The sequence below is a fragment of the Mixta mediterraneensis genome (genome assembly GCF_014946725.1).
Classification (GTDB): domain Bacteria; phylum Pseudomonadota; class Gammaproteobacteria; order Enterobacterales; family Enterobacteriaceae; genus Pantoea; species Pantoea mediterraneensis.
This window is the reverse complement of sequence record NZ_JACFXY010000009.1, coordinates 56052-71813: the sequence shown is the minus strand read 5'-3', so window position 1 is coordinate 71813 and position 15762 is coordinate 56052. Positions and strand designations below refer to the sequence as shown.

The window sequence follows — 15762 nt, the reverse complement described above, 5'->3', positions numbered from 1 at the left end:
GGCATCATTGCCGCCCGCATCGTGTTAAGTTAAATCGGCCATCAGCACCTTGGAACGACGCTGATAGTTGTACATCTCTTTCTTACTTTCCGGCAGTGATTCAATATCCACCGGCGTAAAGCCGCGTTCCTGGAACCAGTGGATACTACGCGTAGTGAGCACAAACAGCTTTTCCAGCCCCATCTGACGCGCCTGCAGCGCCACGCGTTGCAGCAGCATTTCGCCTCGTGACGAACTACGATAATCCGGGTGCACTGCGACGCAGGCCATTTCACCAATTTTTTCATCCATAAACGGATAAAGGGCGGCGCAGGCGATAGTCAAATTGTCGCGCTGATTAATCGTGAACTTATCGATTTCCATTTCCAGCTGTTCACGTGAACGACGTACCAGAATGCCTTGTTGTTCCAGCGGACGGATCAATTCAAGGATGCCGCCAATGTCATTGATGGTAGCGCGGCGGATCTGTTCCGCGGATTCCATCACGATTTGCGTACCGATTCCGTCGCGTGAGAATAATTCCTGTAACAGCGCTCCGCTTTCCCGATAGCTAATCAAATGGCTGCGACGCACGCCGCTGCGGCAGGCTTTTACCGCGCCACGCAGGAAGCGGACGGTGCCGGAAAGGTAATCGCCTTCACGTTCAAACGCTTCAATACGCGCCTGGGCATCGTTAGGAAACAGCTCGGAGATAATATCGCCTTCGCTGTTGATGACGCCCTGCTCGGAGCAAAAGCCAATCATCTTTTCCGCTTTCAGTTTAATGGCTAACTGCGTGGCGACTTCTTCCGACGTCAGGTTAAAACTTTCACCGGTGACAGAAACTGCAACCGGACCCAGCAAGACAATCGCATCATTATCAAGCTGGCGGTGAATGGCTTCTTCATCGATACGACGAATGCGTCCGCTGTGGCAATAGTCCACGCCATCGTCCACACCCAGCGGCTGAGCAATAATAAAATTGCCGCTGACGACATTAATATGCGCGCCCTGCAGCGGAGTATTGTTTAGACTCATCGAAAGGCGAGCGGTAATATCAAGCTGAAGACGACCCGCCGCTTGTTTCACTAATTCGAGCGATTGCGCATCGGTAACCCGGGTAAACTTGTGATAAACCGGCTCCAGCTGGTGTTCTGCCAGGCTGGCATCAATCTGCGGACGGGCGCCATAGACCACCACCAGACGAATACCGAGGCTATGCAAGAGGCTGATGTCGTTGATGATGGTCGGGAAGTTCTCATGCTCAATGGCTTCACCGCCGAGCATGATGACAAAGGTTTTATCCCGATGAGCATTGATATAGGGAACGGTATGGCGAAAACCCTGAACCAGTTCAGTACTACGTTCCTTCACGGCTAACCCTCAGTGAATGGTTATTCGAATTTTTTGTATTTTTATTCTTTTGTGAAGGTTATTGCAAGCGCTAATCCTGACGTTAATTTACGAATTTTTGCATGCCAAAGCCGCTAACAGCCTGCATTATTTGGAGTTTCCAGGATGACATCGCATCAGGGATTGGATAAAGTTTTCGCCACACAATATTTAACTGGCGTTTTTTTAGACATTACACAGCAGCTGGAGCGGCATGTCCGAAGTTAATTCCTTATTTTCACGCAGACGATTTTTACAAGGTACGGGAGCATTACTGTTGTTGAGTGTCAGCCGTGTCGGCATGGCGGCAAACAGCCACATCGTTGCAGTGCGCATCTGGCCTTCCTCAACGTATTCCCGCATGACGCTGGAATCTAATGTTCCGCTTAAGTACAAGCAATTTGCGCTGAGCCATCCTGACCGGCTGGTTATTGATATTGACGGCCTGCATCTTAATCCGGTTCTGAAAGGCGTTAATAAACTGGTTCGCGTTGACGATCCCTTTATCAAAAATGCCCGTGTGGGTCAGTTTGATGCCCACACCGTGCGCATCGTGCTGGAATTAAAGCGCAACGTGTCGCCAAAAATATTCAGCCTTACCCCCATTGCCGGAATCAAACATCGTCTGGTGGTTGATCTTTATCCCAGTCAGGATCAGGCAGAAGACGATCCGCTGCTGGCATTGCTGAAAGATTACAACCAGGGCGATCTGGAAAAAAATGAACCTGCTCAGGCCCCGCTGCCAGGCAAAGCCGGTCGCGATCGACCAATTATCATTATGATCGATCCCGGACACGGCGGCGAAGATCCCGGCGCGCATGGCAAATATAAAACGCGCGAAAAAGATATTGTGCTGAAGATTGGTCGCCGGCTGAAGGCATTAATCGACAAAGAGCCGAACATGAAAGCCTATATGACGCGTAATGAAGATGTGTTTATTCCGCTGCGGGTGAGAGTCGCAAAGGCACGTAAGCAGCGAGCCGACCTGTTTGTGTCGATCCATGCTGATGCGTTTACCAGCCGGGCCGCGCGTGGCTCATCTGTGTTTGCGCTTTCTACCCGCGGCGCCACATCTGCTGCTGCGCGCTTTTTAGCACGAACCCAGAACGAATCGGATTTGATTGGGGGCGTCAGCATGAGTGGCGATCGCTATCTCGATCACACTATGTTCGATATGGTACAGCGGCAAACCATTCATGACAGCCTGAAGTTTGGCAAGGAAGTGTTGCATCGCATGGGGCGTATTAATCATTTGCACAAACACACCGTAGATCAGGCGGGTTTCGCTGTATTGAAAGCGCCGGATATTCCGTCAATTCTGGTAGAAACCGCGTTTATCAGTAACGTGGAAGAGGAGCGCAAGCTACGCACCACGCGCTATCAGCATCAGGTTGCTGAGGCCATCCTGCATGGCATTAAGGCGTATTTTGATAGCGGAGCGGCGCTGGCGCATCGCGAATAGAGAAAAAAGGATAGCCCTGGCTAACCTTTTTCGGCAATGCGTATGGCAACCAGACATTGCCAAATTCCAGAAACAAAAAAACACCCTTTCAGGTGCTTAAATGATTGGTTGCGGGGGCCGGATTTGAACCGACGACCTTCGGGTTATGAGCCCGACGAGCTACCAGGCTGCTCCACCCCGCGTCCGTATTGCGCATTGCGACTTTTCATATTGTCTTTTCCGCAGAAGAGTTGGTTGCGGGGGCCGGATTTGAACCGACGACCTTCGGGTTATGAGCCCGACGAGCTACCAGGCTGCTCCACCCCGCGTCCGTACTGCGCATTGCGACTTTTCATATTGTCTCTTCCGCAGAAGAGTTGGTTGCGGGGGCCGGATTTGAACCGACGACCTTCGGGTTATGAGCCCGACGAGCTACCAGGCTGCTCCACCCCGCGTCCGTGGAAGCGCACTATACGCCGAGTGATGATTGTTGCAACCCCTTTTTGACCTAAAAGATTAAATTTACAGTTATTTGCTGAAGGTTTCGTCCATCTGGCGAAAAAGTAAACTGATGTGAAGCGTGTCAAAGCGGATGGATTTCATTCTGACGGACGCTTTGCTATCGTCGCCTGGCGAACATTTTATAAAAAGAGATGATGATGAAAGGACGTTGGAAGAAGTATGCACTTACTGGCGCATTTTTAGCGCTGCTGGCTGGCTGTAGTTCCAAACCGACCGATCGTGGACAACAATATAAAGATGGCAAACTTGAACAACCTTTAGCGTTAGTAAACCAGCCTAATGCCAAAGGCCGTCCGGTTAATGGCAGGGATTTTGGCGAACAGGTGCGACAGATTCAGTATGCATCGTCGGGTTTGTATGGACGTCAGACCAGCACTTACAGTGCGATTGAAAGCTGGTTATTAGCCGGAGCCGATACGCGTCAGTTGCGTCAGTTTGGTTTGAATGCGTTTCAGATGGAAGGCACCGACAACTACGGCAACGTGCAATTTACCGGTTACTACACGCCAGTAGTGGAAGCGCGTTATACCCGACAGGGAGAGTTCCAGTATCCTATTTACCGGATGCCGCCCCGTAAGCGTGGCGCAAAATTGCCAAGCCGTGCGTCTATATATAGCGGTGGCATTGACGATCGCTACGTCATCGCTTACAGCAACTCCTTGATTGATAACTTTATGATGGACGTACAGGGTAGCGGTTACGTTGATTTTGGCGATGGTCGCCCAATGAAGTTCTTTGGCTACGCGGGAAAAAATGGCTGGGGATACCACAGTATTGGGAAAGAGTTGATCGATCGCGGTGAAGTGAAGCGTGAAAATATGTCGATGCAGGCGATTCGCCAATGGGCAGCGGAGCATTCGCCACAGGAAGTGCGTGCGCTACTGGAAACGAATCCTTCATTTGTGTTCTTCAAGCCAGAAGAGTTTACACCGGTTCGCGGCGCAAGCGCGGTGCCGCTGGTCGCTAAAGCGTCGGTAGCCTCTGATCGCTCCATTATTCCTGCCGGAACCGTATTGCTGGCAGAAGTGCCACAGCTAAATGAGAAGGGCAAGTTCAACGGGAAATATGAAATGCGGCTGATGGTGGCGCTGGATGTTGGCGGGGCAATAAAGGGCCAGCATTTCGACATCTATCAGGGCATTGGTCCGGATGCGGCGCACCTTGCCGGTTTCTATAATCACTATGGTCGCGTCTGGGTCTTAAAAGCCGCTCCCGGTACGGGTCAGCCGCTTTTCAGTAACCCGCAAAGTGGTAATAATGGTTCACTACTGTTAGGTTCTAATTAATTTTTTTTCTGCGGGCCTGCTGGCCCGCACGACTTTACAGGTTCAATTATGAGTGTGGTTAATGAAGCCTGGCGCCAGCGCTTTGGCGGCACGGCGCGTCTTTATGGTCAGGATGCGCTGCAACGTTTTGCCGACGCGCATTTTTGTGTGATTGGTATCGGCGGTGTTGGCTCCTGGGCGGCAGAAGCGTTGGTACGCACAGGCATCGGTAAAATCACCCTGATTGATATGGATGATGTCTGTATTACCAACACTAACCGGCAAATCCATGCGTTAAATGGCAATGTCGGCCAGGCGAAAACCGAAGTGATGGCCGTGCGTTTGCGGGCAATCAATCCTGATTGTGAAGTAATTTGTATTGATGATTTTATCACTCCGGACAATACCGCCGAGCTGATGGCGGCAGGTTATGACTTCGTCATTGATGCGATTGACAGCGTGCGTCCCAAAGCCGCGCTGATCGCCTGGTGCCGTCGCAATAAGATTCCATTAGTCACTACCGGTGGCGCAGGCGGACAGATCGATCCCACCCAAATCCAGGTCGCCGATCTGGCAAAAACCATTCAGGATCCGCTGGCAGCCAAACTGCGCGAGCGCCTGAAACAACTGGGTGTGGTTAAAAACAGTAAAGGGAAGTTGGGCATTGACTGCGTGTTTTCTACCGAAGCGCTGGTTTATCCACAACCTGATGGCAGCGTATGTGCGTCTCGCAGTACGGCGGAAGGCCCGAAACGAATGGATTGTGCAGCAGGTTTTGGTGCGGCCACCATGGTAACCGCGACGTTTGGATTTGTTGCTGTGTCACATGCGCTGAAGAAGTTTCTGGCGCGCGCAGCCCGCCACGCTTAAGGCAACGCTTTACGCGCCTGAGCCTGAACGGCATCAGCTAATGCCTGTAAACCGCTGCTGCGTGATGCGCTGAGTTGGGCGCGTAAGCCTAACTCATCAAAGAGCTGCAAAGGATCTGCATTAAGAAGCATTTGCGGCGATTTGCCTTCAACGGCGGTAAGTAAAACTGCCAGCAAGCCGCGTACAATGCGACCTTCGCTGTCGCCATAAAAGTGCAGCGTGCCATCGTGGCGTAACTGGCTACTCAGCCAGACGCGATTTTCACAGCCGCTTAGCTCAATTTCAGGCGTTTTTAACCCTTCCGCTAACGCTGGCAGCTGGCGGCTGAGTTGAATTAAGTGACGATAGCGATCTTCCCACTGATGAAAATGTGCAAACTTTTCTTGCAGGCTTTCAACGGTGATGAGATCGCCAAAAGGATGTGGCGCTAACAGGGGTGAACTCATATTAAGGCTCCGATAACAACGCAATGGCGCTACGCATGGCGCGAATCAATGCATCAACATCTTGCAGATTATTATAGGGTGCAAAGGAGACACGCAGCGTGCCGCTGACTCCCAGCGCTGCCATCAACGGTTGTGCGCAATGTTGGCCGGCGCGCAGTGCAATACCATGTTCCGCCAGCAGCGTAACAATGTCGCTGTGATGAATGCCGACAAAATCAAAAGCCAGCAGGCTGGCATTGCCGCAGCGGAAACTGCGAAAGCCCGGCAGTTCGGTAAGCTGTTCTTCAGCGAGACTGGCAAGTTGCTGACTCCACATTTCAGCTTTGCTTTGATCATGTTGCTTAAGCCAGGATAAGGCGGCGCTCAAGCCAACCACGCCAGCAACGTTAGGCGTGCCGGCTTCAAAGCGCCAGGGCACGGGTTGTGATGTGAAGCCGTTGAAATCAACATGAGTCAGCATTTTGCCGCCGCCTTGCCACGGCCCCATCTCTTCCAGCAGTTCGGCTTTGCCATACAGCACACCGATACCCATCGGCCCATAAAGTTTGTGTGCCGAAAAAGCGTAGAAGTCGATATTCAGTGCCTGCATATCCGGCGGACAGTGCACTACGCCTTGCGCGCCATCAACCATCACTTTAGCGCCTACCGCATGCGCAAGCTGTATCGCCTGGACCAGGTCGGGACAGCCGCCGGTGACATTTGACATCTGTCCAATCGCCAGCAAACGCGTACGGCTGTTCATTAAGGCCGGCAGCAGCGAAATATCGGGCAGGCGATCGGCGCCAATCGGCCATTTAACCACTTTGGCCCCACGCGTTTGCGCTGCCATTAGCCACGGAACCAGGTTGGCATGATGTTCCGCCTCACTGACTACGATTTCATCACCGGGCTGTAAACGGGGCAGCAACCAGCTATTTGCGACTAAATTGATAGCTTCGGTAGTACCGCGCGTCCAGACAATTTGGTGCGCATCAGCAGCATTTAACCAGTCAGCCACCTGACTGCGCGCCTGCTCGTAACGCTCGGTAAGCTGACGCGCTGTGGCGAACTGGCTGCGATGTACCGTACCTGCGCTGAGGCTGTAGAACTGTTGCGCGTTGTCGATAACAGCCTGCGGCTTTAACGTGGTTGCGGCGCTGTCGAGGTAGACACCTGCATCAGCGAGCGCGGGAAATTGCTGGCGAAAAGCACTGGGATTGAATGCGGTCATGCTCGGCTCTTGAGAATAATTCGTAGTAATAAGAAACAGGACCAGGCCGAAAGAAGGGCCCCTGCCTGGCAAAGCTGAAAAAGCGCGTTATGCTGAATATTGCAAGGTTTGAACCAAACCCGCATAACGATAAGACCTTATTTAGTCGATTTCACTTATCTGCTGCTTCTGGTCAGCGTCACGCGGGTGGTTTAATGCAATCAATCTGCAAGGAGATAGAAGATGAAAAAACTCGCCGCAGTGCTGGCCATGTGTACGATGGCCTTTACCCTGGCTGCTTGTTCGAGCAACTACGTAATGCATACCAATGACGGACGTACCATCGTAGCCGATGGTAAACCTCAGGTCGATGATGAAACCGGCATGATCCGCTATAAAGATGCCAATGGCAATAAACAGCAGATTAACCGCACCGATGTGAAAGAGATGGTTGAAATAGATCAGTAAGCAGGTAAAAAAAAGCACCGCAATTTGCGGTGCTATACTAAAAATTTACTATGGACAGACAGGGTAAATCTACAGGAATCAAAAGGTTGATCTGTAAAAGTCAGATCAAAATTGCAAACACAACATCACGACCACAAGCCAAAAGCTCTCGGAAAGTCTGCGAACTCACTCACAAATCCTAAAACTTTTCGTTCCGGCTCAGGAAGTGCGGCAACTATAGGTATTTGCTGGAGCTTCCTCAATGGACAAATTATAATGTATCGGATTAAAAATTCTAATACGTAAAGGCTTTGTATAAGCTTTGGTATTTACTGCCAGTCCGGATACGGAAAACCATGTCGAAACGTCTTCCTCCTCTTAACGCACTGCGTGTTTTTGACGCAGCTGCGCGCCATTTAAGTTTCACAAAAGCGGCTGAAGAGCTATTTGTCACCCAGGCAGCTGTAAGCCATCAGATAAAATCCCTGGAAGATTTCCTTGGCTTAAAGCTATTTCGCCGGAGGAATCGTTCGCTTTTACTAACAGAAGAAGGGCAAAGCTACTATTTAGACATCAAGGAGATTTTTTCCGCGATTAACGAAGCGACGCGCAAATTACAGGCCCGCAGCGCAAAAGGCGCATTGACGGTTAGTCTGTTGCCCAGTTTCGCTATTCAGTGGCTGGTTCCGCGCCTCTCTAGCTTTAATATGGCTTATCCGGGAATCGATGTGCGTATCCAGGCTGTTGACCGCGATGAAGAAAAATTAGCCGACGATGTCGATGTGGCTATTTTCTATGGGCGCGGCAACTGGCCGGGTTTACGCGTTGAGAAGCTGTATGCCGAATATCTGTTACCGGTTTGCTCACCCGCGTTAATGACTGGCGATAATCCGCTCAAAACACCCCTGGATCTGTCGCGCTTTACCTTGTTGCATGATGCTTCGCGTCGCGACTGGCAATCCTATATTCGTCAACTGGGTGTGCAGCATATTAACGTTCAGCAAGGACCGATTTTTAGCCACAGCGCGATGGTTTTACAGGCCGCTATTCATGGTCAGGGGGTTGCGCTAGCGAACAATGTGATGGCGCAAAGCGAAATTGAAGCCGGGCGACTGATTTGCCCGTTCAATGACGTATTAGTCAGTAAAAATGCTTTTTATCTGGTTTGTCATGACAGTCAGGCAGAACTGGGTAAAATAGCCGCTTTTCGTCAGTGGATTCTGGCAAAAGCCGCAACCGAACAAGAAAAATTCCGCTTTCGCTACGATCAGTAAATGTTGATTTCTGCACAGCGACGTGCAGATACACCTTGAGGGTAGTTTGATGTCCAGTCGTGCCATGTTTATTTTTGCCGCCATCAGTGGATTTTTACTGGTGGCTTTTGGTGCTTTTGGTGCCCATGTTTTGAGTCGCTCGCTTGGACCCGCCGAAATGGCGTGGATCCACACCGGGCTTGAGTATCAGGCTTATCACACGTTAGCGGTGACTGGACTGGGCGCTGCGATGCTACGTCGCGCCAATATCTGGTTTTACTGGAGTAGTGCATTTCTGGCACTGGGCACTGTGCTGTTTAGCGGCAGTCTGTATTGCCTGGCGCTGTCGCATTTGAAGTTTTGGGTTTTTGTCACCCCAGCTGGCGGGCTGTGCTTTCTCGTTGGTTGGTTTTTGATGTTGATTGGCGCGCTGCGTCTGAAACGAAAGGCAGATCGCCATGAATAAAGTTTTGCTGTATTGCCGTCCCGGCTTTGAAAAAGAGTGTGCCGCTGAAATTGCGGCAAAGGCTGCAGAGCGCGAAGTCTACGGCTTCCCGCGGGTTAAAGACGAGTCAGGTTATGTGCTGTTTGAATGTTATCAGCATGAGGATGCCGATCGTCTGGTCCGGGATTTGCCTTTTGCTCAGCTAATTTTTGCTCGCCAGATGTTAGTTGTCGGCGAACTGTTGTGTGACCTGCCGCAGGAAGATCGTATCTCACCGGTTGTCGGGATGCTCACTGGCGTGGTTGAGAAGGGCGGCGAATTGCGTGTGGAAGTGCCGGATACTAACGAAGCCAAAGAGCTAACCAAATTCTGCCGCAAGTTTACCGTGCCGCTGCGTGCCAGTCTACGTGACCACAAAATCCTGTTGAATTACGAAAGCCCAAAACGTCCGGTGGTGCATGTCTTTTTCATCGCACCGGGGACCTGCTATGTAGGGTATTCCTATCCGGAAAACAGCTCACCTTTCTATATGGGGATCCCGCGTCTCAGGTTCCCTTCTGATGCGCCAAGTCGTTCAACGCTGAAGCTGGAAGAAGCTTTTCATGTCTTTATTCCGGCAGATGAGTGGGATGAACGCTTAGCGAGCGGCATGTATGCCGTCGATCTCGGTGCATGTCCTGGCGGCTGGACCTATCAGTTAGTAAAGCGCAGCATGATGGTTTATGCCGTGGATAATGGCCCCATGGCACCGGCTCTGATGGACACCGGTCAGGTTATGCATGAGCGCGCAGACGGCTTTAAATTCCGTCCACCACGCAGCAATATCAGCTGGCTGGTCTGCGACATGGTGGAAAAACCGGTACGCGTGGCGAACCTGATGACAGAATGGGTGGTAAATGGCTGGTGCCGTGAAGCGATATTCAATCTGAAGCTGCCAATGAAAAAGCGTTATGAAGAAGTGACGCAAAACCTGGCGATGATGGAAGAAAAGCTGCAGGAGAACGGCATTAATGCTCAGATCCGTGCACGCCAGCTTTATCACGATCGTGAAGAAGTAACGGTACATATTCGTCGTATCTGGGCGGCAGCGGGCGGGCGTCGCGACGAACGTTAATTTTCAGGGCTGAGTGCTACGGCACTCAGCTTTCGTAACGCAGCGTTTTTAAGTTGCCCTGCAACTCTAAATCTTGTTTTAGCGTTGCGACGGCTTTGTTGAATAAATCGAACTTTTGCTGAGTTGAAGGATCAGATCACGCATCCTCCCGACAACACAGACCGTTCCGTGGCAAAGCAAAAGTTCAAAATCACCAACTGGCCCACCTACAACAAAGCCCTCATCAACCGTGGCTCCCTCACTTTCTGGCTGGACGATGAAGCGACTCATGCCTGGTATGAGTCGGCAACGCCTTCATCACGGGGAAGACCTCAGCGCTATTCTGACCTTGCCATCACCACCGTCCTGATGATTAAACGCCTGTTCCGGCTGACCCTGCAGGCTGCGCAGGGTTTTATTGATTCCATTTTTGCCCTGATGAACGTTCCGTTGCGCTGCCCGGATTACAGCAGTGTCAGCAAGCGGGCAAAGTCGGTTAATGTCTGTTTCAAAACACCCACCCGGGGTGAAATCGCACACCTGGTGATTGATTCCACCGGGCTGAAGGTTTTTGGTGAAGGCGAATGGAAAGTCAAAAATCACGGCAAAGAGCGCCGTCGTACCTGGCGGAAGCTGCATCTGGCCGTTGACAGCAGAACACATGAAGTCATCTGCGCGGACCTGTCTCTGAACAACGTCACGGACTCAGAAGCTTTCCCGGGTCTTATCCGGCAGACACACAGAAAAATCAGGGCAGCCGCAGCAGACGGCGCTTACGACACCCGACTCTGTCACGATGAACTGCGGCGCAAGAAAATCAGTGCCCTCATCCCGCCCCGAAAAGGAGCGGGTTACTGGCCCGTAGAGTACGCAGACCGTAACCGTGCAGTAGCGAATCAGCGGCTGACCGGGAGTAATGCCCGGTGGAAATGGACAACAGATTACAACCGTCGCTCGATAGCGGAGACGGCCATGGACAGGGTAAAGCAACTGTTCGGAGGTTCACTGACGCTGCGTGATTACGATGGTCAGGTAGCAGAGGCTTTGGGCATGGTGCGTGCGCTGAATAAAATAACGAAGGCTGGTATGCCAGAAAGCGTGCGTATTGCCTGAAAACCCGGTCAGCTACAGAGTCACTCGTCCTGAAGCTGATTTATTCAACAAAGCCCGTTGCGACCTGACGACTGATTTGCGCCATCTGCTGTTCCGCCTGGAGTTTATTGCGCCATTTGGTGGGTACCTGATCCAGCTGCTGATAAATACCTTCCAGCGAACCAAACCGCTGTAATAATTCTTTAGCACTTTTGGGGCCGATACCGGTGATTCCTGGAATTTTGCTGCTACTGATACCACACAATCCCCAGTAATCTGGCAAAAGCTGTGGCGAAACGCCAAATTCCGCTTCAATAAAAGGGACATCCAGCCAACGTTTTTGAAAATAATCGCGGATGCGGATCGCCGGAGCCAGCAGCTGACAATATCCTTTGTCGGTGGATACAATCGTGGCCTGATGACCAGCCTGCGCCATTTTTACCGCCAGGGTAGCGGCTAAATCATCGGCTTCATCCTGTCCGGCAACCCAGCAGCTAACGCCTGCGGCGCGAAATGCGTTTTGTAGCGCGGGCATTTCTGCCTGTAAATCTTCCGGCATCGGTGGGCGTCCGTTTTTATAATCCGGCAATAAATTATGTCGCCAGCCCTGATGGCGGATTTCGCTATCGAATACGGCGACAACATGGGTAGGTCGCGTATGTGCCAGCAACTGACGCAGCGCCGCCACGCAACCTTCAACACAAGGTGAACCTTGCACGGCATGCAAACGACGAATAAGGTTCAGCGCATCAACGATGAGAAGATGAAAAGACATGTGAATTCAGGCAGCCTGTAGACTGCCTCCTGATTTATTTAATGATTTCATAGCAGGGAATATAAGCGGTTCCCGGCAGCTTCATGCGGTGCTGGGCAACGAAGCCCTGCAACAGTTCGTCCATGCGATGCATAATGTCGGCATCCCCGTGAAGCTGATACGGACCTTTTTCACGGATTTCACGAATGCCTACCTCTTTTACATTACCGGCGACGATACCAGAGAAGGCACGGCGTAGATCGGCCGCCAGTTTTTCCGCTGGCTGGTGAGTATATAAGTTGAGGTTTGCCATGTTTTCATGGGTAGGCATAAACGGCACCTGCAAATCTTGCGCAATGCGAATCGACCAGTTGAAACTGTAAGCGTCGCCGGTTTCACGACGATACTCCTTCACCTGCGGCATCGCTTTTTTCATCAGGCGCGCGACTTCAGCAGCATCGTCAATGATGATTTTATAGTGCTTACGAGCAGGTTCGCCCAGGGTGCTGACAATGAAATCATCCAATACGCGGAAGTAGTCAGCGCTCTCGCTGGGGCCGGTCAAAATCAGCGGTAAGACCTGATCGCTGTTCTGTGGATTCATCATAATGCCCAGCAGATAGAGCAGCTCTTCTGCTGTACCCACACCGCCTGGAAAAATAATGATGCCGTGTGCGATACGAACAAAGGCTTCAAGGCGTTTTTCAATATCCGGCATGATGATCAGTTCGTTCACCAGCGGGTTTGGTGGCTCTGCCGCAATAATGGATGGCTCAGTTAAGCCAATAAAACGGCTGTCACGATAGCGTTGCTGAGCGTGTCCTACCGCCGCCCCTTTCATCGGCGCTTCCATCACGCCGGGTCCACAGCCGGTACAAATATTCAGCTCACGCAGGCCCAGTTGGGTGCCGACGTTGCGGCAATATTGATATTCAACCGCGTTAATTGAATGGCCGCCCCAGCACACCACGGTGTTGGGATATTCGCCAACGTGCAGCGCACGCGCATTACGCAGGATTGAAAATACCGTATTAGTGATGTTGGCCGAATCATCGGCGTCAGCATGTTGAAAACTTCCTGACCCGGAAAACTGACCGCTGACAAACAGAATGTCGCGTAATACCGCAAACAGGTTGGCTTGTAACGAGCGAATGATGCGTCCGTCAACAAATGCCTCTTCCGGCGGGTTGATCAGTTCAAGCTTCACCCCACGTTCACGGCGCAACACATTAATGTCGAAATTTTCAAAGCGGGAAAGCAGCTCATGACTGCTGTCGGTCTGGCTACCTGAATTGAGCACGGCGAGTGAACAATTACGAAATAGTTGATAAAGATCGCTGCTGGCCGTGCGTTTCAGCATATCGACTTCCAGCTGGGAGAGCAGATCCATCGAGCCAAGGGGGCTGATATGGGTAATCAAATGAACTCCTTTACACCCGCCTGGGTGATTGTTGACACTGTAATGACAGTGACGAAAATCCCTGGTCGGCAAACTTACCGTTTGCCGCCGTGTTCAGAGTAGCCTTGTCCGCTGGAATAGCTCAAGTGGAACTGTGCAGGTTAAGCACAGCCTGCGAGAGATCTCGCAATCTATTGACGAGCCAGACGTGAGTAAGCCGGAGAAAAGGGAACATTGCTGCGCCACGGATTAATATCTAAACCACCGCGTCGGGTATAGCGCGCATATACCGTCAACGCTTCCGGATGGCAAAAGCGCAACACATCATTGAAGATGCGCTCAACACATTGTTCATGAAATTCATTATGCTGGCGGAAAGAAATCAAATAACGCAGCAGCTTTTCACGATCAAGACGCGGGCCTTTATAGCGAATCATCACCGAGCCCCAGTCGGGCTGGTTAGTAATAAGGCAATTGGATTTCAGCAAATGGCTAACCAGCGTTTCCTCTATAATTTCACTGCCGGTAGCATCGGCTAAATAGTCAGCATTGAAGCGATAATCTTCAACTTCAATGTCCTGCTCATCAATACAATATCCATTGAAATGACCAATTGGCTGGCCTTCAACTTCATTGAGCCTAAATAGCGCAACACGTACTTCACCTTTTGCACAGGCGCTCAGATCGCGCTCCAGTGTCTGACGCACTTCGCCCCAGTCAGCAAATCTGGTCTGGTTAAAACTGTTAAGATAAAGCTTGAAGCTTTTCGACTCGATAAGATGTTGACTGTTTGCATTGAGCACCACTTCGCCAACGGCAACCTGTGGCAGGCCTTTGCTGTTGAGCCAGGAAAGCTCGTACAGCGTCCAAATGTCTGCACCGGAAAACGGCAGGCTGTCGGGGAAAAGTCCTAAGGGTTCACGGTTCAGGCTACGTGGCACTGCCTGCAGCAGGCTATTGTCGTAGCGATCGTGATAGGCTGTGGGCTTGCCCAGCGTCAGGTTGTTCAGCGCCTGATCTTGTTCGTGAAAAGACATAGCGGTTTCCATCAAAATTAATCAAAGTGGATAAGTGTAACCCATCGGAAGTGAGAATATGAATGATGCAGCAAATTGCTGAAGCGCTACGCGACTTTACCGCCCGTTACTGCCAGCTCTGGCAACAGCATTATGGTCATGCCCCCGCCAGCGCTGAGCTGGCAGGGATTCCATCGCCCTGTATTACGGGAGAGCGCGACGACAGCGTGCTATGGCAACCGCAGCCGTTCAGCTTGCGGCCTTCGCTTGATGCTGTGGAAAGAGCGGTGGATATTCAACTGCAACCGGCAATCACCACATTCTACACCAGCCAGTTTGCGGGTGATATGCAGGCGCGCTTTGAGCACCACTCCCTGACTCTCTTACAGGCCTGGAGTGAAGATGATTTTCTGCGTTTACAGGAAAACTTGATCGGGCATTTAATCATGAAGCGGCGTTTAAAACTTTCTCCCACGCTGTTTATTGCCACAACCGCCTCGGAAGAAGAGATCGTTTCGCTGTGTAATTTAAGCGGCGAGATTATCCTTGAACAGCCAGGCCGTAAGCAGCGACAGATATTAGCTGACAACATTAAGATTTTTCTTAAGACTTTACAACCAGTTAGTGGGTGATTTGCAGAAATCGGCTTTTTATTCTGTGCGATTTCTCTTACAAGTACTGTAAGAGATCATCTTAAAATAACAGAGCCGTCTGGATGACTGTAATGTAAAAGATTGTGAATCATCAACTTAATGGCAGTTGTCTGAAATGAGGATAATAAGAATTTGGCGTAACTTTTTTAGTACCTTGTTTGTGTCAGACATTGTGGCAGAATGTTTCACACCAGCAGGATGCTACGGAAAAAGTATCGTCAGGATGACGTTAAGCTAGGAGGCAGGAACGTAACGGAGCTTACGGCACAAGGAAGGCTTCAGGATGAAGCAGGACACTCAGGATTGAGTCAGGGACACCTCCAGGATGGAGAATGAGAGCCCCTCAGAAGAGGTGGCGGGCCAGGACGCTTAAGGATCCATTAGGAAGATGGGCGGCAGGAACGGCATGTGGACCAGTTGTCATGGAAGAGCAGGGAGCATAAACGTAGCAGGAAAGCTGCAAACGAACCGGGAGCACTGTTTATACAGTGCTCCTTTTTTTTGTC

At 51.1% G+C, this 15762-nt stretch carries 15 protein-coding genes and 3 tRNA genes; 9 read left to right on the top strand and 9 right to left on the bottom strand.

Features of this window, described 5'->3' with window-relative positions:
• Window positions 1-24 precede the first annotated feature (24 nt).
• A complete protein-coding gene (argA, locus tag H2P46_RS16110) occupies window positions 25-1353 on the bottom strand; it encodes an amino-acid N-acetyltransferase (RefSeq protein WP_193405934.1) in 1329 nt (442 codons plus the stop codon).
• 232 nt (window positions 1354-1585) lie between these two features.
• Between argA and amiC the strand changes: the two genes are divergently transcribed.
• Complete coding sequence (amiC, locus tag H2P46_RS16105) at window positions 1586-2833, top strand: N-acetylmuramoyl-L-alanine amidase AmiC (protein ID WP_193405933.1); 1248 nt, start codon at window positions 1586-1588, stop codon at window positions 2831-2833.
• 105 nt (window positions 2834-2938) lie between these two features.
• On the opposite strand, the gene H2P46_RS16100 is transcribed toward amiC, so the two are convergent.
• From H2P46_RS16100 to H2P46_RS16090, 3 genes are all read right to left on the bottom strand, one after another.
• A tRNA-Met gene (locus H2P46_RS16100) sits at window positions 2939-3015 on the bottom strand.
• Window positions 3016-3064: 49 nt separating this feature from the next.
• Window positions 3065-3141 (bottom strand) — tRNA-Met (locus H2P46_RS16095).
• A 49-nt stretch (window positions 3142-3190) separates the two neighbouring features.
• A tRNA-Met gene (locus H2P46_RS16090) sits at window positions 3191-3267 on the bottom strand.
• 204 nt (window positions 3268-3471) lie between these two features.
• Here H2P46_RS16090 and mltA point away from each other — a divergent pair.
• A complete protein-coding gene (mltA, locus tag H2P46_RS16085; RefSeq protein ID WP_193406023.1) occupies window positions 3472-4620 on the top strand; it encodes a murein transglycosylase A in 1149 nt (382 codons plus the stop codon).
• A 48-nt stretch (window positions 4621-4668) separates the two neighbouring features.
• Window positions 4669-5469: a tRNA cyclic N6-threonylcarbamoyladenosine(37) synthase TcdA gene (gene tcdA / locus H2P46_RS16080; RefSeq protein ID WP_193405932.1), complete on the top strand. Its 801-nt coding sequence runs from the start codon at window positions 4669-4671 to the stop codon at window positions 5467-5469.
• Here the strand turns inward: tcdA and csdE are convergent.
• Window positions 5466-5915: a cysteine desulfurase sulfur acceptor subunit CsdE gene (gene csdE, locus H2P46_RS16075; protein ID WP_193405931.1), complete on the bottom strand. Its 450-nt coding sequence runs from the start codon at window positions 5913-5915 to the stop codon at window positions 5466-5468. The genes tcdA and csdE overlap by 4 nt on opposite strands.
• 1 nt (window position 5916) lies before the next feature.
• Window positions 5917-7125 (bottom strand): cysteine desulfurase CsdA, encoded by a 1209-nt coding sequence (gene csdA, locus H2P46_RS16070; protein ID WP_193405930.1) that lies wholly within the window; start codon window positions 7123-7125, stop codon window positions 5917-5919.
• 222 nt (window positions 7126-7347) lie between these two features.
• Between csdA and H2P46_RS16065 the strand changes: the two genes are divergently transcribed.
• From H2P46_RS16065 to H2P46_RS16045, 5 genes are all read left to right on the top strand, one after another.
• Entirely contained in the window at window positions 7348-7572 is a 225-nt protein-coding gene (locus H2P46_RS16065; protein ID WP_193405929.1) for a YgdI/YgdR family lipoprotein, read from the top strand.
• A gap of 335 nt (window positions 7573-7907) precedes the next feature.
• The gene (locus H2P46_RS16060; protein WP_193405928.1) at window positions 7908-8825 is read left to right on the top strand and encodes a transcriptional regulator GcvA; all 918 of its coding nucleotides are present in this window, start codon (window positions 7908-7910) and stop codon (window positions 8823-8825) included.
• A 49-nt stretch (window positions 8826-8874) separates the two neighbouring features.
• Window positions 8875-9270, top strand: coding sequence for a DUF423 domain-containing protein (locus H2P46_RS16055; RefSeq protein WP_193405927.1), 396 nt, complete (start codon window positions 8875-8877; stop codon window positions 9268-9270).
• Window positions 9263-10363 (top strand): 23S rRNA (cytidine(2498)-2'-O)-methyltransferase RlmM, encoded by a 1101-nt coding sequence (gene rlmM, locus H2P46_RS16050; RefSeq protein WP_193405926.1) that lies wholly within the window; start codon window positions 9263-9265, stop codon window positions 10361-10363. The genes H2P46_RS16055 and rlmM overlap by 8 nt, the downstream gene beginning before the upstream one ends.
• A gap of 123 nt (window positions 10364-10486) precedes the next feature.
• Window positions 10487-11455: an IS5 family transposase gene (locus tag H2P46_RS16045; RefSeq protein ID WP_193405925.1), complete on the top strand. Its 969-nt coding sequence runs from the start codon at window positions 10487-10489 to the stop codon at window positions 11453-11455.
• Between the two features lie 40 nt (window positions 11456-11495).
• Here the strand turns inward: H2P46_RS16045 and xni are convergent, their stop codons facing one another.
• The 3 genes from xni to queF all read right to left on the bottom strand — a co-directional run bounded on the left by xni (window position 11496) and on the right by queF (window position 14624).
• Entirely contained in the window at window positions 11496-12209 is a 714-nt protein-coding gene (gene xni / locus H2P46_RS16040) for a flap endonuclease Xni (RefSeq protein ID WP_193405924.1), read from the bottom strand.
• 34 nt (window positions 12210-12243) lie between these two features.
• Complete coding sequence (gene ppnN / locus H2P46_RS16035; RefSeq protein ID WP_193405923.1) at window positions 12244-13608, bottom strand: nucleotide 5'-monophosphate nucleosidase PpnN; 1365 nt, start codon at window positions 13606-13608, stop codon at window positions 12244-12246.
• Window positions 13609-13778: 170 nt separating this feature from the next.
• A complete protein-coding gene (gene queF, locus H2P46_RS16030; RefSeq protein ID WP_193405922.1) occupies window positions 13779-14624 on the bottom strand; it encodes an NADPH-dependent 7-cyano-7-deazaguanine reductase QueF in 846 nt (281 codons plus the stop codon).
• 62 nt (window positions 14625-14686) lie between these two features.
• Here queF and syd point away from each other — a divergent pair, with 62 nt between their 5' ends.
• Window positions 14687-15235, top strand: coding sequence for a SecY-interacting protein (gene syd, locus H2P46_RS16025; RefSeq protein WP_193405921.1), 549 nt, complete (start codon window positions 14687-14689; stop codon window positions 15233-15235).
• Window positions 15236-15762 lie beyond the last annotated feature (527 nt).

What these genes read in the sequence shown, in the direction of transcription:
- amiC (WP_193405933.1), top strand. Translation starts at nt 1,586, where the DNA reads ATGTCCGAAGTTAATTCCTTATTTTCACGCAGACGATTTTTACAAGGT.
- mltA (WP_193406023.1), top strand. Translation starts at nt 3,472, where the DNA reads ATGAAAGGACGTTGGAAGAAGTATGCACTTACTGGCGCATTTTTAGCG.
- tcdA (WP_193405932.1), top strand. Translation starts at nt 4,669, where the DNA reads ATGAGTGTGGTTAATGAAGCCTGGCGCCAGCGCTTTGGCGGCACGGCG.
- csdE (WP_193405931.1), bottom strand. Translation starts at nt 5,915, where the DNA reads ATGAGTTCACCCCTGTTAGCGCCACATCCTTTTGGCGATCTCATCACC.
- csdA (WP_193405930.1), bottom strand. Translation starts at nt 7,125, where the DNA reads ATGACCGCATTCAATCCCAGTGCTTTTCGCCAGCAATTTCCCGCGCTC.
- H2P46_RS16065 (WP_193405929.1), top strand. Translation starts at nt 7,348, where the DNA reads ATGAAAAAACTCGCCGCAGTGCTGGCCATGTGTACGATGGCCTTTACC.
- H2P46_RS16060 (WP_193405928.1), top strand. Translation starts at nt 7,908, where the DNA reads ATGTCGAAACGTCTTCCTCCTCTTAACGCACTGCGTGTTTTTGACGCA.
- H2P46_RS16055 (WP_193405927.1), top strand. Translation starts at nt 8,875, where the DNA reads ATGTCCAGTCGTGCCATGTTTATTTTTGCCGCCATCAGTGGATTTTTA.
- rlmM (WP_193405926.1), top strand. Translation starts at nt 9,263, where the DNA reads ATGAATAAAGTTTTGCTGTATTGCCGTCCCGGCTTTGAAAAAGAGTGT.
- xni (WP_193405924.1), bottom strand. Translation starts at nt 12,209, where the DNA reads ATGTCTTTTCATCTTCTCATCGTTGATGCGCTGAACCTTATTCGTCGT.
- queF (WP_193405922.1), bottom strand. Translation starts at nt 14,624, where the DNA reads ATGTCTTTTCACGAACAAGATCAGGCGCTGAACAACCTGACGCTGGGC.
- syd (WP_193405921.1), top strand. Translation starts at nt 14,687, where the DNA reads ATGATGCAGCAAATTGCTGAAGCGCTACGCGACTTTACCGCCCGTTAC.